The sequence below is a fragment of the Winogradskyella bathintestinalis genome, assembly GCF_030407435.1.
GTDB classification, from domain to species: Bacteria; Bacteroidota; Bacteroidia; order Flavobacteriales; family Flavobacteriaceae; genus Winogradskyella; species Winogradskyella bathintestinalis.
The window spans coordinates 1,068,303-1,084,870 of record NZ_JASDDK010000001.1; the positions used below are offsets into that span (position 1 = coordinate 1,068,303).

The 16,568-nt window shown below is 33.9% G+C and carries 16 protein-coding genes; 2 read left to right on the forward strand and 14 right to left on the reverse strand.

Annotated elements, in window-relative coordinates:
* Positions 1-69: 69 nt before the first annotated feature.
* Positions 70-765 (forward strand): porin family protein, encoded by a 696-nt coding sequence (locus QMA06_RS04445; RefSeq protein WP_290205645.1) that lies wholly within the window; start codon positions 70-72, stop codon positions 763-765.
* Here QMA06_RS04445 and QMA06_RS04450 read toward each other — a convergent pair.
* The 14 genes from QMA06_RS04450 to QMA06_RS04515 form a co-directional block, all read right to left on the reverse strand.
* The gene (locus QMA06_RS04450) at positions 760-1,368 is read right to left on the reverse strand and encodes a hypothetical protein (protein ID WP_290205646.1); all 609 of its coding nucleotides are present in this window, start codon (positions 1,366-1,368) and stop codon (positions 760-762) included. The two genes, QMA06_RS04445 and QMA06_RS04450, sit on opposite strands and share 6 nt — an antisense overlap.
* A gap of 9 nt (positions 1,369-1,377) precedes the next feature.
* Positions 1,378-2,844, reverse strand: a complete 1,467-nt coding sequence (gene rpoN, locus QMA06_RS04455; RefSeq protein ID WP_290205647.1) for an RNA polymerase factor sigma-54 — start codon at positions 2,842-2,844, stop codon at positions 1,378-1,380.
* Positions 2,845-2,919: 75 nt separating this feature from the next.
* Positions 2,920-4,365, reverse strand: a complete 1,446-nt coding sequence (asnS, locus tag QMA06_RS04460; RefSeq protein ID WP_290205648.1) for an asparagine--tRNA ligase — start codon at positions 4,363-4,365, stop codon at positions 2,920-2,922.
* 22 nt (positions 4,366-4,387) lie between these two features.
* Complete coding sequence (locus tag QMA06_RS04465) at positions 4,388-6,799, reverse strand: efflux RND transporter permease subunit (protein ID WP_290205649.1); 2,412 nt, start codon at positions 6,797-6,799, stop codon at positions 4,388-4,390.
* A 63-nt stretch (positions 6,800-6,862) separates the two neighbouring features.
* Entirely contained in the window at positions 6,863-8,140 is a 1,278-nt protein-coding gene (locus QMA06_RS04470; protein ID WP_290205650.1) for a DUF5686 family protein, read from the reverse strand.
* Positions 8,141-8,214: 74 nt separating this feature from the next.
* Positions 8,215-8,769, reverse strand: a complete 555-nt coding sequence (gene frr / locus QMA06_RS04475) for a ribosome recycling factor (RefSeq protein ID WP_290205651.1) — start codon at positions 8,767-8,769, stop codon at positions 8,215-8,217.
* 48 nt (positions 8,770-8,817) lie between these two features.
* Positions 8,818-9,522 (reverse strand): UMP kinase, encoded by a 705-nt coding sequence (gene pyrH, locus QMA06_RS04480; RefSeq protein ID WP_290205652.1) that lies wholly within the window; start codon positions 9,520-9,522, stop codon positions 8,818-8,820.
* Positions 9,523-9,739: 217 nt separating this feature from the next.
* Positions 9,740-10,714, reverse strand: coding sequence for a translation elongation factor Ts (tsf, locus tag QMA06_RS04485; protein ID WP_290205653.1), 975 nt, complete (start codon positions 10,712-10,714; stop codon positions 9,740-9,742).
* A gap of 107 nt (positions 10,715-10,821) precedes the next feature.
* Positions 10,822-11,613 (reverse strand): 30S ribosomal protein S2, encoded by a 792-nt coding sequence (rpsB, locus tag QMA06_RS04490; RefSeq protein WP_290205654.1) that lies wholly within the window; start codon positions 11,611-11,613, stop codon positions 10,822-10,824.
* A 208-nt stretch (positions 11,614-11,821) separates the two neighbouring features.
* Positions 11,822-12,208 carry a 30S ribosomal protein S9 gene (rpsI, locus tag QMA06_RS04495; RefSeq protein WP_290205655.1) on the reverse strand — a complete coding sequence of 129 codons (387 nt, stop codon included), beginning with the start codon at positions 12,206-12,208 and terminating at the stop codon, positions 11,822-11,824.
* A complete protein-coding gene (rplM, locus tag QMA06_RS04500) occupies positions 12,208-12,663 on the reverse strand; it encodes a 50S ribosomal protein L13 (RefSeq protein WP_290205656.1) in 456 nt (151 codons plus the stop codon). Before rplM ends, rpsI begins: the two co-directional genes overlap by 1 nt.
* A gap of 735 nt (positions 12,664-13,398) precedes the next feature.
* Complete coding sequence (locus QMA06_RS04505; RefSeq protein WP_290205657.1) at positions 13,399-14,355, reverse strand: L-threonylcarbamoyladenylate synthase; 957 nt, start codon at positions 14,353-14,355, stop codon at positions 13,399-13,401.
* A 43-nt stretch (positions 14,356-14,398) separates the two neighbouring features.
* Positions 14,399-14,548 (reverse strand): hypothetical protein, encoded by a 150-nt coding sequence (locus QMA06_RS04510; protein WP_290205658.1) that lies wholly within the window; start codon positions 14,546-14,548, stop codon positions 14,399-14,401.
* Between the two features lie 23 nt (positions 14,549-14,571).
* Positions 14,572-14,724 (reverse strand): hypothetical protein, encoded by a 153-nt coding sequence (locus QMA06_RS04515; protein WP_290205659.1) that lies wholly within the window; start codon positions 14,722-14,724, stop codon positions 14,572-14,574.
* A 164-nt stretch (positions 14,725-14,888) separates the two neighbouring features.
* Between QMA06_RS04515 and QMA06_RS04520 the strand changes: the two genes are divergently transcribed.
* The gene (locus tag QMA06_RS04520; protein WP_290205660.1) at positions 14,889-16,520 is read left to right on the forward strand and encodes an ABC-F family ATP-binding cassette domain-containing protein; all 1,632 of its coding nucleotides are present in this window, start codon (positions 14,889-14,891) and stop codon (positions 16,518-16,520) included.
* Positions 16,521-16,568 lie beyond the last annotated feature (48 nt).

Genomic DNA, 16,568 nt, shown 5'->3' on the forward strand with positions numbered 1-16,568 from the left:
GAAACGTCTTGAGAAATCAAGGCGTTTTTTTTATGTGAAGTAATTTAAACTTTTTGTAGTTTTATCATTATGAAAAGATATGTTTTTCTTTTATTACAACTCATCGGTTTTTTGAGCATAGCGCAAACAGATGTCGAAAAATCTGATTTCTACGAGAACTATAGAGAAGATCAATTTTATGCGTCTATCACCTACAATTTACTTAATGAAAAGCCTAATAATGTTTCTCAAAGTGGTTTCTCTTCTGGATTTCACTTGGGGTTTATAAGAGATATGCCTATTAATACAAGACGTAATGTCGCTATTGGTTTAGGATTAGGATTATCTGTAAACTCATATCATCAGAAAAATCTTTTTATAGAAGAAATTAATAATACAGCGCGATTTAGTATTATTGATGAAGACGATTATAACGTTTCTAAAAATAAATTCAATACCTATGTAATAGAGGTACCAATAGAGTTTAGGTGGAGAACATCTACTACCAGCAATTATGATTTTTGGCGTATTTATTCTGGCTTTAAAATGGGTTATTTGCTTTACAGTGTTACAAAATTTAATAGCAACATACAAGATGAAAAACTGTATAATAGCGATAGTTTTAATAAACTTCAATATGGTTTAACACTGAGTGTTGGTTACGGTAGATGGAATTTTCATGTCTTCTATGGTTTGAATCCTATCTTTGAATCCAATTATAAACTTAAAGGTGAAACCATTAATATGAAACCAGTTAAAATTGGTTTAATGTTTTATATCCTATAACCAATAATTCAATAGTAAAAGTTGCGGTCCCACACCTGTAATTATACCAATGAGTAATTCTTGATTAGTATGAGCTTTTAGATGTAGACGAGAAGTTGCAATAGCTCCAATAATGATCATCATAAGCGCAATTGTACCATTAATATTTATATGGTAATGTAGACCTATAGCCACAGCAAACATAAAAAATCCCGATGCAGCAATCATATGAATGCTTGCTTTAATTTTAAAACCTGCTAATATAAAACAGGTGAGAGTAGAGCAAAGTATACCTAAAAAGAAATAATATAATTCTATCATTTCACTTGGGGTGATAACCCTAATGAGAATTAATAAAATAATTACACTATTTATAAAAAGTGGAATCAATCGCTCTTTAGTACTTTTTAAATAAATCGAATCGACTTTATTTATTGTTTTAAGTAAAAAGAAAAGTAAAATAGGTAGAATTATAGTAAGAATAACTATAGAAAATATCTTGGCCTTCATCACCGGCAACGGAATAAAACGAGGTGTTTTAGAAAAGTAAAATAACACACCCATTAATGGCATTATTAAGGGATGAAACACAAATGATATGCCTTTTAAAATATGGTTTTTCATTAAGGCGTTTTATAATTCCTTTCTTAATCGTGCTACAGGTATATCTAGCTGTTCCCTGTATTTTGCAACAGTTCGTCTCGCAATGGGATAACCTTTTTCTTTTAGTATTTTAGACAGGGCTTCGTCTGTCATTGGTTTCTTTTTACTTTCTTCTTCGATAACTGTTTCAAGAATTTTTTTAATCTCTCTTGTTGAAACTTCTTCACCTTGATCATTAGTCATGGATTCAGAAAAGAATTCTTTAATCAATTTTGTTCCATAAGGAGTATCAACATATTTACTATTCGCTACACGAGAAATGGTAGAAACGTCCATTTCGATTTCATCTGCAATATCCTTTAAGATCATAGGTCGTAAATTACGCTCATCACCAGTTAAGAAGTATTCTTTTTGATAATGCATAATAGAACTCATAGTTACAAATAAAGTCTGTTGACGCTGCCTTACTGCCTCAATAAACCATTTCGCTGCATCTAGTTTTTGCTTAATGAACATTACGGCATCTTTTTGAGCTTTAGATTTTTCTTTCGTCTCTTTGTAACCTTTAAGCATATTATTATATTCACGCGATACGTGCAATTCTGGCGCATTTCTGCCATTTAGGGTTAACTCTAATTCTCCATCAATAATCTTTATAGCAAAGTCCGGAACAATATGTTCTACAATTTTATTGTTACCTGCATAAGAACCGCCAGGTTTTGGGTTGAGTCGTTCTATTTCTTCAATAGCCTCTTTTAATTGATTTTCGTTAATATCAAATTTCTGCATTAACTTTTTATAATGCTTTTTTGTAAATTGCTCAAAACCATTATCTATTATAGTCGTAGCCAGTTCCACATCGGGATGCTGCTCTTTTCGATGCAATTGTATGCTCAAACATTCTTGAAGATTTCGAGCACCAACGCCAGCCGGGTCTAATTGATGCACAATTTGCAACACTTTTTCAACCTCTTCTACAGATGTATAAACATTTTGGGTAAAAGCCAAATCATCTGTAATGTCGGATAACGAACGACGTATATAGCCACTTTCATCTACACTGCCCACCAAGAAATAAGCAATTTCTTCTTCTTGTTCGTTTAAACGAAATGTATTTAATTGATTAATTAAATGCTGTGTAAACGATGTGCCCGCAGCATAGGGTACGGTTTTTTGTTCATCATCGGCACTATAATTACTAGCACGTGTGCGATAATCTGGTATTTCGTCGTCGCTTAAGTATTCGTCAATATTAATGTCATCGGCTTCAATAGTATCATTATCATTATAATCCTCATCGGAATTATCAAATTCATCAAAATTGTCTTCAGAAGCTTCTGATTCTTTCCCAGTATCCAAAGCAGGATTTTCTTCTAACTCTTGTTTTAAACGTTGTTCAAATGCTTGTGTAGGCAACTGAATCAACTTCATGAGTTGAATCTGCTGCGGAGAAAGCTTTTGAGAGAGCTTAAATTGTAAAAATTGCTTTAAGGACATAAATTTCTGTTGATTATAAATGTAATAAAAAAACCTGACAGCTTTCTAAAACCTGTCAGGTATATCATTTAGCAATTAAAATTCTGCGTTCTGTGGAGTTCTAGGATAAGGAATAACATCTCTAATATTGCCCATGCCTGTAGCGAACATTACCAGACGCTCAAATCCTAATCCAAAGCCAGAGTGTACGGCTGTTCCGTATTTACGCAAATCTAGATACCACCATAATTCTTTTTCGTCAATATCTAAAGCTTTCATCTTTTCTTTTAAAACGTCCAAACGTTCTTCACGTTGCGAACCTCCTACCATTTCACCAATACCAGGAAATAAAATGTCCATGGCCCTAACCGTTTCTCTTCCTTGATCGTCTGGTTCGTTTAAACGCATGTAAAACGCTTTAATATCAGCGGGATAATCAAACAATATTACCGGACATTTAAAATGTTTTTCAACTAAATATCGTTCGTGCTCAGACTGTAAATCTGCTCCCCATTCATTAATTATATAGTTGAATTTCTTCTTTTTATTAGGCTTTGAATTTCTTAGTATATCAATAGCCTCAGTGTAGCTTACACGCTTAAAATTGTTATCGACCACAAACTTAATTTTTTCAATTAAACTCATAGCACTACGTTCGGCTTGTGGTTTTGTTTTTTCTTCGTCTAACAAACGCTTTTCTAAAAACTCTAAATCTTCTTTATTGTTTTTAAGAATATCACTCAAAACGGATTTCATAAAGTCCTCCGCTAAATCCATATTACCCGCCAAGTCCATAAAAGCCACTTCGGGTTCAATCATCCAGAATTCTGCTAAGTGACGTGATGTATTAGAATTTTCTGCTCTAAATGTTGGTCCAAAAGTATAAACCTTGCCTAAAGACATGGCATAGGTTTCGGCTTCTAACTGACCAGAAACCGTTAAGTTAGTTTCCTTTCCAAAAAAATCTTCTTTATAATTTATTGAACCATCTTCATTTAATGGTGGATTTTTAGCGTCTAAATTTGAAACTTTAAACATTTCGCCTGCACCTTCAGCATCACTACCTGTTACTATTGGGGTGTGCATGTAATTGAAACCGTTTTCATTAAAATATTTATGTATCGCAAATGATAAAGACGATCTTAATCGCATTACTGCACTGAATGTATTTGTTCTGGTGCGTAAATGTGCATTTTCTCTTAAAAATTCAAAAGAGTGCTTCTTAGGTTGAATAGGATACGTTTCAGGATCTGAATCTCCTAAAATTTCTAAAGTCTTTACCACAATTTCAACCGATTGTCCTTTTCCTTGACTTTCAACTAATTCTCCAGTAACATGAATAGCTGCACCTGTGGTTATTCGTTTTAAGAGTGCTTCGTCAAAATTTTCAAAATCGACAACACATTGAATATTATTTATAGTAGAACCATCATTTAAGGCAATAAATCGGTTAGCTCTAAAAGTTCTTACCCAACCTTTTATGGTAACATCTTGCGGAGTTTCAGCTTGTGATAATAATTGGGCTACAGTTTTTGAAGTCATTTTTAAATTATTTTGAATGCTATTATAAGTTTTTATCGTTTTGTTCTAAGTGATTTTCGTCTTCAGAAGGAATGATATTTATTGAAGGCTCTCTCAACACTTCTTTATTTGCAATGTTTCGCTCTAAAGATAATAATAGTGAAGGTAATAACAGTAAATTAGAAAGCATAGCGAATAATAAGGTGATAGATACTAAAGCGCCCAATGCAACTGTTCCGCCAAAACTTGAAATGGTAAATACCGAAAAGCCAAAGAATAATACAATGGAAGTATAAATCATACTGACTCCAGTTTCTCGTAACGCGGCGTAAACGGATTTTCTAATTTTCCAATGGTTAGCTTGCAATTCTTGTCTATATTTTGCCAAAAAGTGTATGGTATCATCTACAGATATACCAAAAGCAATACTGAATACCAATATGGTCGATGGCTTTATTGGTACTCCCACGTAGCCCATTAAACCCGCCGTGACTAAAAGCGGTAATAGATTGGGTATTAACGATACAATAATCATCTTAAATGAGCGGAATAGGTAAGCCATAAATAAAGCAATAAGAACAATAGCAAGCGTAAGTGAAATGGCTAGATTTTTCACTAAATACTTCGTTCCTTTTTGAAAAACTAAAGCTTTACCTGTCATAATCACTTCATAGCGCTCATTGGGGAATACCTTATTTATTTTAGTTTGAAGATCCTCTTGAATACGTTCCATTTTAGCCGTTCCAATATCCTTCATAAAAGTAGTGATACGTGCATATTGGCCTGTACTGTCTACAAAATTGCTTAATAAATCAACATCTGAAGTTGAATTTTTAGCATAAGACAAAATAAAACTATTTTCTTGGCTCGTTGGCAATTGGTAATATTTAGGGTTGCCGTTATAGTAAGCTTGTTTACTGTACTTAACCAAACTTACTACTGAAATTGGACGCGATAATTCTGGAATGTCATCAATTAGTTCTTCCAATTGTTCCATACGCTTTAAAGTTGCTAATTTCATCACTCCTTTTTTGCGTTTGGAATCTATCATAATTTCCAAAGGCATTATACCGTCAAATTCAGATTCAAAAAACCGTATATCGCTAAAAAACTCGGTATCTTGAGGCATGTCCTCAATCAAACTTCCAGAAATTTTAATCTGATAAATTCCAATAATGCTGCCAATAATTAAAATTAGCGCAGTAATATAAATGGTTATTTTTCTATGTCTAACCATATTCTCCATCCAATTCACAAAAGCACCGATCCAGCGTTTATTTAGATGTTCTAAGTGACGTTCTTTAGGATAAGGTAAAAACGTATAAAGAATAGGAATGATAAGTAAACACAAAATAAAAATGGCTACAATGCTCAATGAAGCTACGATACCAAATTCTTTAAGTAATTTACTTTCAGTAAGAATAAATGTCGCAAAACCAGAGGCTGTAGTTATATTGGTCATCAAAGTGGCATTGCCAACTTTGGTAATAACACGTTGTAAAGACCTTACCTTATTGCCATGAGATTTTACTTCGTGTTGATATTTATTTATAAGGAAAATACAATTCGGAATACCGATAACGATAATTAACGGTGGGATTAAAGCTGTTAAAACCGTAATTTCATAACCTAGTAAACCTATGATCCCAAAGGTCCACATCACTCCAAAACATACCACAATAAGTGATATGAATGTGGCTCTAAAAGATCTAAAAAATAGAAAAAAGATTAATGAGGTTACGAAAAGAGCTGCTCCAATAAAAATAGGAATTTCATCAACAATACTCTTAGAGTTTAAGGTACGAATGTAGGGCATTCCTGAAATTCTGACATCGAGTCCTGTTTCAGCTTCGAAACGATCCACCTTTGGTAAAAATTCGTCAATGATAAAATCTTTTCTAGCAGAGGTATTAACGATATCTTTCCTCATATATATAGCGGTCCGAATCGTTTTCGTTTCCGTATTGAATAAGAAATTATCGTAAAATGGATATTGTTTAAATAATTGGTCTTGAAGCTGCTGTATTTCTTCTATACTATGGATGGAATCCTTGATAAAGGGTTCTAAATCAAATTGTTCTTTCTCCGTGTTTTTTACTAGCTTTTGAAGATCCTTTACAGATAAAACGGATTCTACTTCATTGTAGGGTTTAAATGAACTGGCGAGTTTATGCCAAGCATTGAGGTTTTGAACTGTAAATAAACTAGAATCTTTTACACCTAAAACTATCAAATTACCTTCTTCACCAAAAACTTCTAAAAAATCATTATAGATGAGATTAACCTCGTGATCGTCGGGTAGTAGATTGGCTTCAGTAAAAGTAAAGCGCATGTGTTTCCATTGCATACTGAAAAACACAGTGGTTAACACAATAGCAATTAGTATAAAGATTTTATTACGAAGAATAAGTCTCGCAACAGCCTCCCAAAATCCGGTAGTAGAAAGTTTAGACATACACCAATTTAATTGGTCGCAAAGGTAGAAAAAAGCTGATAATTTGTTGGGTAATTAACAGGATTATAATGAAATATTAAAGGTAAACTTAAAAGCAATATTATCTTCAAAATTTGGTAAGTGATAACCACCATATCGATAGGCAAAACTTAATCCAAAACCAAAAAGTAATTTGTTAATTTCAAAACCAGATTCTGAATAGACGTGTCTCAAGGTTTCAAATGCAACACCTTGGTGCCTCCGTTTACTATTCATATCTCCTATAGCGTAACGTGATATTAAAACTAATTGCGGCTTAAAACGCTCTGAAATTTTAAAAGGGGGTAAGACATGTTTTATTTGTAAGGTTGAAAACTTATCGCTAAAAAACTCATTAAAATACATGGTTTCAAAACTATTTAATCCCGCTACAGAAAAACGTTGAAGAATGGTTTCCTTGGTGATATTATTAGGATAAGCATGATACAAATGAGTTAATGGGGCATCACCACCAGCAATACCTGCTACTAATGTAAGTTTTGTAGTAGCATTATTTTTGTGATTGAATTTTTGAATAGTTCTAAAATCTACTTTCGAAAAATTAAAGTCGCTTCCAAAAATGGATTTGAAACTTTGAGTGAGTTGAACCGTAAATTTCGGATAGCCGTCCTTTATCGTCACAACATTATCCTCTACAATATCAAAAGCACTAAACGGACTCCATTGCAGACTAACTTGAGCCATACTTAAATCGAACGTATTATAGTTTTCGCCATCTAAAGCATACGTGTAATTATAAGTAGGATCTATTTTATTAACTGAAAACGCCGTCTCCGATAGTAAGTGATTGCTAAATGTGTGCTCTAAAGACACCGACTTTTGAATATATTTATGGAACAAGTCAATATTTAATAATCGTGGTTCAAAAAAAGTGAAGAAACGTTTATCTGTTAAAAAGGATGAACTCCCTGTTTCTTGTAAATCATCTTTATAGGCAAAATTCAACCATGTGTTGGTAGATTCCTTTAACCTAAGTCCGCCTCCGATCTTATATTTAAAACGATGATCTTTAAATCCATAAACCACATAAGAATTAATTCGAAACCATTCTGAGAACCGATCATTAGTTACTCCTCCAAGACCTGTTCTAAAACCTTCATATTGGTTAAATTTTATGAGGTATCGTAAGTCTAGATCGAAATAATTTAACGGTAAGTATCCGTTACCAATATTTTTAAGATATGCACTTTTTTTTATGGAATCTTGTGCTGTTTTAATTGAATCTATTTCAGCCATTGTAATTTGAGCATAACAATTTGTTGCATACGCTAAAAGAAAGACAACAAATAGAAGCTTTGGCATATTTATTAATTAAAACTATTGATTAAATAAAAACATCCCAAATTGAGAGGGATGTTTAGCACTTTGAGATTTGATTAAACGGTCATAATCTCTTTTTCTTTAACGTCTAAAATTGTATCTATTTTTTTTACGTAAGTATCCGTTAAAGATTGGATGTCAATTTCCGCATTTTGCTGAAGATCTTCAGATACATCGGCATTCTTTATATCATTATTTGCTTCTTTACGGGCGTTTCTAATACCAACTTTGGCATCTTCCGTTTCAGCTTTAGCCTGTTTCGCTAAATTTTTTCGACGTTCTTCAGTTAACGGGGGTACATTAATTATAATGGTATCTCCGTTATTCATCGGATTAAAGCCTAAATTGGCTAACATGATTCCACGTTCAATTTCTTGAAGCATAGATTTTTCCCAAGGCTGGACAGTAATAGTTCTACCATCTGGTGTATTGACATTAGCCACTTGGCTCAATGGGGTTTGTGAACCATAATAATCAACCATAACGCTGCCTAACATGGCAGGACTAGCTTTACCAGCTCTAATATTAACGAGTTGCTTTTCTAAATGCTTTAAGGCCGCATCCATAGATTCTTTTGCTGTGTCGATTATAAATTTAATGTCTTCATTCATAATGTTAAAATTTTAATTTACGATTATCAAAATTTAAGGTAAAACCTTTTAGTTGACTTTTGTGCCTATATTTTCTCCAGAAACAACTTTAAGCAAGTTTCCTTTTTTGTTCATATCAAAAACAATAATAGGTAGGTTGTTTTCTTGGCTTAAAGTAAATGCAGTGGTATCCATTACTTTTAATCCTTTACTAAGAACATCTTTAAAAGATATATTATCAAATTTAACCGCAGTGGTGTCTAATTCCGGATCTGCGGTATAAATACCGTCTACACGGGTACCCTTTAAAATGACATCCGCTTCAATTTCAATAGCTCTCAAAACGGCCGCTGAATCTGTAGTAAAATACGGATTTCCGGTGCCACCACCAAAAATTACAACCCGTCCTTTTCTCAGATGACTCATTGCTTTTCTTCTAATGAATGGTTCTGCTACTTCATTTATTTTTATGGCCGTTTGCAAACGTGTTTTTACATCGGCATCCTCGAGTGCATTTTGCAATGCTAAGCCGTTGATTACGGTAGCTAACATTCCCATGTGATCTCCTTGTACACGATCCATACCATTCATAGCCCCGGCAACACCTCTAAAAATATTTCCACCTCCGATAACGATAGCGACTTCTACACCTAAATCAATTATTTCTTTAATATCCTTAGCATATTCAAATAAACGCTCTGGATCAATACCATATTGACGATTGCCCATTAAAGCTTCGCCAGATAATTTTAGTAGTATTCTTTTATATTTCATTAAATAGTTTCTATTTCTATATGAGGTTTAAGGTAATTCGATACGTTATATAATTCGAAAATTAATACGTCATTGCGCCTCGTTCCTCTAGAAAGATTAAAAGTTGAGCAAAGCTACGTAATTATTAGCTTCTGTAAAAGTGAAAAAAATGCAAAAAAAATGCCTCTCATTTCTGAGAAGCATTATTTTAACGCTAAAAATATTTAGAGTTTATAGGTTATCCGACAGTAGCACGTTTAAAACCAGTAACTGCAACGTCACCATAAGTTTTAACATACTCAGCAACCGTTTGCTTTTCGTCTTTAATAAACTTTTGATCTAATAAACATTTTTCTTGATCTAAGGTAGTGTTATCAGAAATGAAACGTTCCATTTTACCTGGTAAAATTCTGTCCCAAATCTGCTCTGGCTTACCTTCAGCTTTTAATTCTGCTTTTGCAGCTTCTTCAGCTTCAGCGATAACTTCGGGAGTTAACTGCGCCATAGAGATATAACTTGGTACGTTCTTTAAAGTTTTACCTAAACGTCCTAATTCAATATTGTCTTTTTCAATAACAGCGATACGTGCCTCAGTTTCTGATGCGATAAATTCTGAATCAAAATCCTTGTAAGATAAAGTTGTTGCACCCATTGAAGCAACTTGCATTGCAACATCTTTTACTAAGGTTTCAACGTTATCAACTTTATCAGATAGACCTACTAAAGCAGCAATTTTATTAATGTGAACATATTGTCCGACGTAAGGAGCTTCTAATTTCTCAAAAGCCGTAATGTCTAATTTTTCACCAATAACTCCAGTTTGTTCAACGAGTTTCTCAGAAACCGACATACCATCAAAATCAGCAGCTAAAAAAGCTTCTTTAGTATCGTGGTTAAGAGCAATATCAGCTAAATCATTTGCTAATGCTACGAATTTTTCATTTTTACCAACAAAATCAGTTTCACAACCTAATACAATAGCAACACCAGCGGTGTTGTCTGCATTAATTTTAGCCACAGCAGCTCCCTCTGAAGAATCTCTGTCAGCTCTTTTTTCTGCAACTTTTTGTCCTTTCTTACGTAAAACTTCAATGGCTTTATCAAAATCACCACCAGCTTCAACTAAAGCTTTTTTACAATCCATCATACCAGCACCAGTTGCTTGTCTTAGCTTGTTTACTTCTGCTGCTGTAACTTTTACAGTATTTTCCATAGTTTTTAAATTTAAAAAAGTCATTCAATTAATTTTCGATAATCCTTTCAACAATGTTCAGGACAAGAAAAACAACTAAATGACTTTCAATATTGTATAAATGTTGTTTATTCTTCTTCTTGATCAGCAACGTCTGCTTTTTCAGCTTTTTTTGCAGGTTTAGCTTTTGCTTCTCCTTTTTTAGATTTTGAATCTTTATCTGCACGTTCTGCTTTTCTTTCGTTTAATCCATCTGCGATAGCAGAAGTTACGATAGATAAGATTTTATCTACAGATTTTGAAGCATCATCATTAGCAGGAATTAAATAATCAACTTCACGAGGGTCAGAATTGGTATCTACCATAGCGAAGATTGGGATATTTAATTTTTGAGCTTCTTTGATAGCAATGTGCTCACGCATAATATCAACTACGAATAAAGCACCTGGTAAACGTGTCATGTCAGAAATAGAACCTAAATTCTTTTCTAATTTTGCACGTAAACGGTTAACTTGTAAACGTTCTTTTTTAGATAAAGAGTTGAATGTTCCATCTTTCTTCATTCTGTCAATAGAAGCCATTTTCTTTACAGCTTTTCTAATAGTAACAAAGTTAGTTAACATTCCACCTGGCCAACGCTCAGTAATATAAGGTTGATTTACGGCACCTGCTTTATCAGCAACGATGTCTTTAGCTTGTTTTTTTGTAGCAACGAATAAAATTTTCTTTCCTGATGCTGCTATTTTAGCTAACGCTTCAGAAGTTTCTTCAATTTTTGCTGCTGTTTTGTAAAGGTTGATAATATGGATACCGTTACGTTCCATATAGATGTATGGAGCCATGTTTGGGTTCCACTTACGCGTTAGGTGACCGAAGTGTACACCTGCTTCAAGTAATTCTTTTACTTCTACTTTTTCCATTTTTGTAATAGTTTACGTTCTGTTAAATTAGCAATGACTAAGTGGTTGCTTTAGCGCGCCTTAATCATTTAGATGCTAAACTTTATTCCAAATTTATTTTGGAATATTTTTAATCGCCCCAAATCACTTCAAAACAATTGTAATTTCAATAAAATAAAATAATCCAGAGCTTGAAAAAACAAGCTCTGAACTAAGTGCTGTTTGGATATTAACGTTTCGAGAATTGGAATTTCTTACGCGCTTTCTTCTGACCGAATTTCTTACGCTCTACCATTCTTGGGTCTCTCGTTAATAGACCTTCTGGCTTTAATACTAGTCTGTTTTCAGGATCTAGTTCGCACATAGCACGACTTAATCCTAAACGTATTGCTTCTGCCTGGCCGGTGATACCACCTCCATATACGTTAACAGTAATATCAAAGTTGCCATCATTGTTAGTCAAGGCTAAAGGTTGGTTTACTTTGTACTGCAATGTTGCCGTACTAAAATAATCCGCCAAGTCTTTTTTGTTCACCGTGATTTTGCCATTTCCTTCAGCAAGGTACACACGAGCAACAGCCGTCTTTCTACGGCCAATTTTGTGAATTACTTCCATTAGTTAATTTCGTTTAATTTCATTGTCTTTGGTTTTTGAGCTGCATGAGCATGCTCAGTACCAGTAACAACAGTTAAATTTCTAAAAAGAGTTGCTCCTAATTTGTTTTTAGGTAACATTCCTTTTACTGACTTCTCTACTAATCTACTTGGGTCTTTCCCAAATAATTCAGTAGCCGTCAAACTTCTTTGTCCACCTGGATAACCTGTGTGACGGATGTAACTTTTTTCCGTCCATTTGTTACCAGTTAAGTTGATTTTTTCAGCATTAACAACAATAACGTTGTCACCGCAATCAACGTGTGGCGTAAAATTAGGTTTGTGCTTACCTCTTAAAAGTATTGCTACTCTTGAAGCTAAGCGACCTAAAGTTTGTCCTTCAGCATCTACTAAAACCCACCCCTTATTAACGGTAGCTTTGTTAGCTGAAACTGTTTTGTAGCTTAATGTATCCACACTAATTTGATTTATATTTACGCTTCACAGCGCAAAAAGATTAAACATTCCTCTTCAAAAAAGAGTTTGCAAATTTACGATAAACAATTGATTTACCAAACCTTGATGATAATATTTTTATCCTTAAATTCCATATAATCAGGTTGCATTGAATTCGTTAGAATAAATTATTAAGTTTTTCTAAAATTTCGAATTGACTTTTTCGATCTACGTTAAGATTTATCTTCAATTAAAAGGTACTATTAAAACTAGTATTTTCGATACGTTAATCAATTTGTTAGTAACACTTCTATATTTGACTTTATAGAAGACATTGTGGTATATTCCAAAATAATGAGATTAATATTAAGCTTTTCTGATTCTTTTAATATCATTTCTTTAGCAGATCCCTATACCTGTAGCTCATCACAGTATATTTCTAACTTTTAAGTTATCGGCATAATCTTGAAGTTGCTCATGTTCATTTCTCAGCTCTGAGGCGAGAAATTTTCTTATATACTCCAGGTCAACATCTAGTCCTGCAACGTCTGATTTTGGTGCAGCTATATGTATTTACCATATTTTAGAATTGAATCTCTCGGCGAGTTGACAGGTTTGTCGATAAGTAATTGTTCTTTGTTTTTTTAATTCTGTGGCAACTAAGATATTTTGTATAATGTCACTAATTTTAGATAAAAGATAACATAAATTGTATAATCGTATACGACTATAAGGTAACGGAATTAGATTTTCAGCCTATGCTGTGGCGCGTTGTAATCTATCATTGATGGACTTACCCAGTCCATAATCAGGAAAACGTTCGGCTATAATGACATCTAAATGATGTTGATCTAATTGATGTAGTGATTCATACAACTTTGAAGCTGCTTCAGCCATATCTCCTTTTTTAGATAGAACAATTTGTAACTTAATTGAATTAGATTCGATTTGAGATTTAAAATTTAAAACGCCAATCCGTTTGTTAGCATATTTTTCAATAGCCTCTTTTATATTGGTCGTTAAGATGGTTTTTGTTTTTGGTGCGTAATGTCTTTCCAGCATACCAGGTGCATCAGGACTTATTTCCTTTTTGTTCTTAATTTCTATACGACCCACGACGGCTTCGATATCTTCTAAAGCAGTTGAACCTAATCTATAAATAATAGGTTCGTCATTTTCAAATCCTATAATCGTAGATTCAATACCACTTGTGCAAGCTCCACCGTCTAAAACCATTTTTATGTTGTCTTTAAAATAAGTTTCTACATGTTGTGCTGTAGTTGGACTAATACTACTAAATGGATTGGCACTTGGTGCAGCCAACGGAAATTCCAACTGGTTTAATAATTCTAGAGTAGTTGTATGGTTAGGAATTCGAACGGCGACCGTATCTTTTCCTCCTGTTATTAAATCTGGAATGTTAGCTTTCTTTTTTAATACTAACGTAATGGGGCCAGGCCAAAAGGCTTCTGCTAATAATTGTGCTTTTTTAGGAATGTATGCGACAATATTAGGAAGTGTGTTTATAGAAGGAATATGAACAATGAGTGGATTAAAAAAAGGGCGATTTTTGGTTTCAAAAATCGCCTTTATAGCTTTTTCGCTGTAAATATTTCCGGCTAAACCATAAACCGTTTCAGTCGGAATAGCCACAATATCTTCTGCAGTTAATAATGCTACAGCTTTAGATATGTCTGTTGAAATAATACTCATAGTCTCAAATTCGACCACAAAATTACTTCAAAAAGTGCAAGTTCTAAGATTTGAGCCGTTTATTTTTTTCTTCCGATTTTTGCTGATATAGAGCATAAGCCAAAACGGCGATTTCTATGCCTAAAACGGCAATCTTTGCTTTTTTGCTTTTGGTTATAAAGGTCGTTAATCCTAAAAGTTTTGTGATTATCATAGTTTTCTTTTTAAAGTTATGTATTACGCGTTATCTCTTGGTTGGTGTTTTTCGCGTCGGTCTTTTACTTGATGATTAATATCTCTTCCATCAACTTCTTTTTTATTGATGGCACTTTCAGAGATACTAGTTTCATTTTTTTCTTGCTTATCGTTTTTGTCGCTATTAGTACTCATAATAATTGTTTTTACGTTGAATATAAAAGTAACTGAAAACACGCGCAGTCATTAACGTATTTAAAATTAGAATTAACCGAAATGAAAGAATATATTATTTTGCCCTGCATTTTTAGATAATGTTTAACCATTTAGTAATTTTGCAATCTTTTTAAATCCAAACCATGATTTCAGTAGATAATTTAGCGGTAGAATTTAGTGGGCAAACACTTTTTAGTGATGTGTCTTTCACAATTAATGAGAATGATAAAATTGCCTTGATGGGTAAAAATGGAGCTGGAAAATCCACCATGATGAAAATTATCGCAGGTGTTCAAAATGCTACACGGGGTCATGTGCGTTCGCCTAAGGATACGGTTATTGCCTATTTACCACAACACTTGCTGACTAAGGATAATGCTACCGTTTTTGAAGAAGCATCCAAAGCTTTTGCGCATGTGTTTGATATGCGCGACGAAATGGAGACGCTCAACAAGCAGTTGGAAACTAGAACCGATTATGAGTCCGATGCCTATATGAAAATCATTGAGCGCGTTTCCGATTTGGGTGAGAAATATTATGCTTTAGAAGATGTTAACTATGATGCCGAAGTGGAAAAAGCGCTTAAAGGTTTGGGATTTAAACAAGACGATTTTAGCAGACCAACCAACGCGTTTTCTGGTGGGTGGAGCATGCGTATTGAATTGGCAAAAATTTTATTACAGAAACCAGACTTAATTTTGTTGGATGAACCTACCAATCATATTGATATTGAATCCGTGATTTGGTTGGAGGATTTTTTAGTGAATAAAGCGAATGCTGTTTTGGTTATTTCACACGATAGAGCGTTTATTGACAATATAACTAATCGTACGATTGAAGTGACCATGGGTCGAATTTATGATTATAAAGCCAATTATTCACATTACTTACAATTGCGTGAAGACCGACGCACACACCAAATAAAGGCATATCAAGAACAGCAGAAATTCATTGCCGATAACCAAGCATTTATTGACCGTTTTAAGGGCACCTATTCTAAAACCAATCAAGTGTCATCGCGTGAGCGTATGCTCGAGAAATTAGAAATTATCGAAATTGATGACGTCGATACGTCGGCTTTGCGATTACGGTTTCCGACAACGCAACGTTCAGGAGATTACCCTGTAACTGTCAAAGATGTGTCTAAATCTTATGACGACCATGTGGTGTTCAAAAATGCTAATATGTCTATCTCAAGAGGTGAAAAAGTCTGTTTTGTCGGTCGGAATGGAGAAGGAAAGTCCACTATGATAAAAGCCATTTTGGGAGAAATCGATGTGGAAGGAACTTGTGCTTTAGGCCATAATGTAAAAGTGGGTTATTTCGCCCAAAACCAAGCCGCTTTGTTAGATGAAAACTTAACGGTTTTTCAAACGGTAGATGAAGTGGCTAAAGGAGATGTGAGAACTCAAATTAAAAATATTTTAGGGGGTTTTATGTTTCGAGGCGACGATATCGATAAAAAAGTTAGTGTGTTGTCTGGTGGTGAAAAAACAAGGTTAGCGATGGTAAAACTTTTGCTGGAACCTGTTAATTTATTGATTCTCGATGAGCCTACTAATCACTTAGATTTAAAATCGAAAGACGTATTAAAAGAGGCGCTCAAGAATTTCGACGGCACTTTAATACTAGTGTCTCATGATCGGGATTTTCTTCAAGGATTATCAAATAAGGTATTCGAGTTTAAAGAGAAACGAGTCATTGAACATTTTGAAACGATTGACGACTTCTTGGCGCGCAATAGAGTGGAGAGTTTAAAGGCTTTAGATTTGTAGACTCTTTTGAAAAACAACACTTTAAATTACATCATTTATTATCGTCTA

Coding starts and splice junctions, on each gene's coding strand:
- tsf (WP_290205653.1), bottom strand. CDS start 10,714: ATGGAAAATACTGTAAAAGTTACAGCAGCAGAAGTAAACAAGCTAAGA.
- rpoN (WP_290205647.1), bottom strand. CDS start 2,844: ATGTCCTTAAAGCAATTTTTACAATTTAAGCTCTCTCAAAAGCTTTCT.
- QMA06_RS04515 (WP_290205659.1), bottom strand. CDS start 14,724: ATGAGTACTAATAGCGACAAAAACGATAAGCAAGAAAAAAATGAAACT.
- rpsB (WP_290205654.1), bottom strand. CDS start 11,613: ATGGAAAAAGTAGAAGTAAAAGAATTACTTGAAGCAGGTGTACACTTC.
- QMA06_RS04505 (WP_290205657.1), bottom strand. CDS start 14,355: ATGAGTATTATTTCAACAGACATATCTAAAGCTGTAGCATTATTAACT.
- QMA06_RS04445 (WP_290205645.1), top strand. CDS start 70: ATGAAAAGATATGTTTTTCTTTTATTACAACTCATCGGTTTTTTGAGC.
- QMA06_RS04510 (WP_290205658.1), bottom strand. CDS start 14,548: ATGATAATCACAAAACTTTTAGGATTAACGACCTTTATAACCAAAAGC.
- rpsI (WP_290205655.1), bottom strand. CDS start 12,208: ATGGAAGTAATTCACAAAATTGGCCGTAGAAAGACGGCTGTTGCTCGT.
- pyrH (WP_290205652.1), bottom strand. CDS start 9,522: ATGAAATATAAAAGAATACTACTAAAATTATCTGGCGAAGCTTTAATG.
- QMA06_RS04450 (WP_290205646.1), bottom strand. CDS start 1,368: ATGAAAAACCATATTTTAAAAGGCATATCATTTGTGTTTCATCCCTTA.
- frr (WP_290205651.1), bottom strand. CDS start 8,769: ATGAATGAAGACATTAAATTTATAATCGACACAGCAAAAGAATCTATG.
- asnS (WP_290205648.1), bottom strand. CDS start 4,365: ATGACTTCAAAAACTGTAGCCCAATTATTATCACAAGCTGAAACTCCG.
- QMA06_RS04465 (WP_290205649.1), bottom strand. CDS start 6,799: ATGTCTAAACTTTCTACTACCGGATTTTGGGAGGCTGTTGCGAGACTT.
- QMA06_RS04520 (WP_290205660.1), top strand. CDS start 14,889: ATGATTTCAGTAGATAATTTAGCGGTAGAATTTAGTGGGCAAACACTT.
- QMA06_RS04470 (WP_290205650.1), bottom strand. CDS start 8,140: ATGCCAAAGCTTCTATTTGTTGTCTTTCTTTTAGCGTATGCAACAAAT.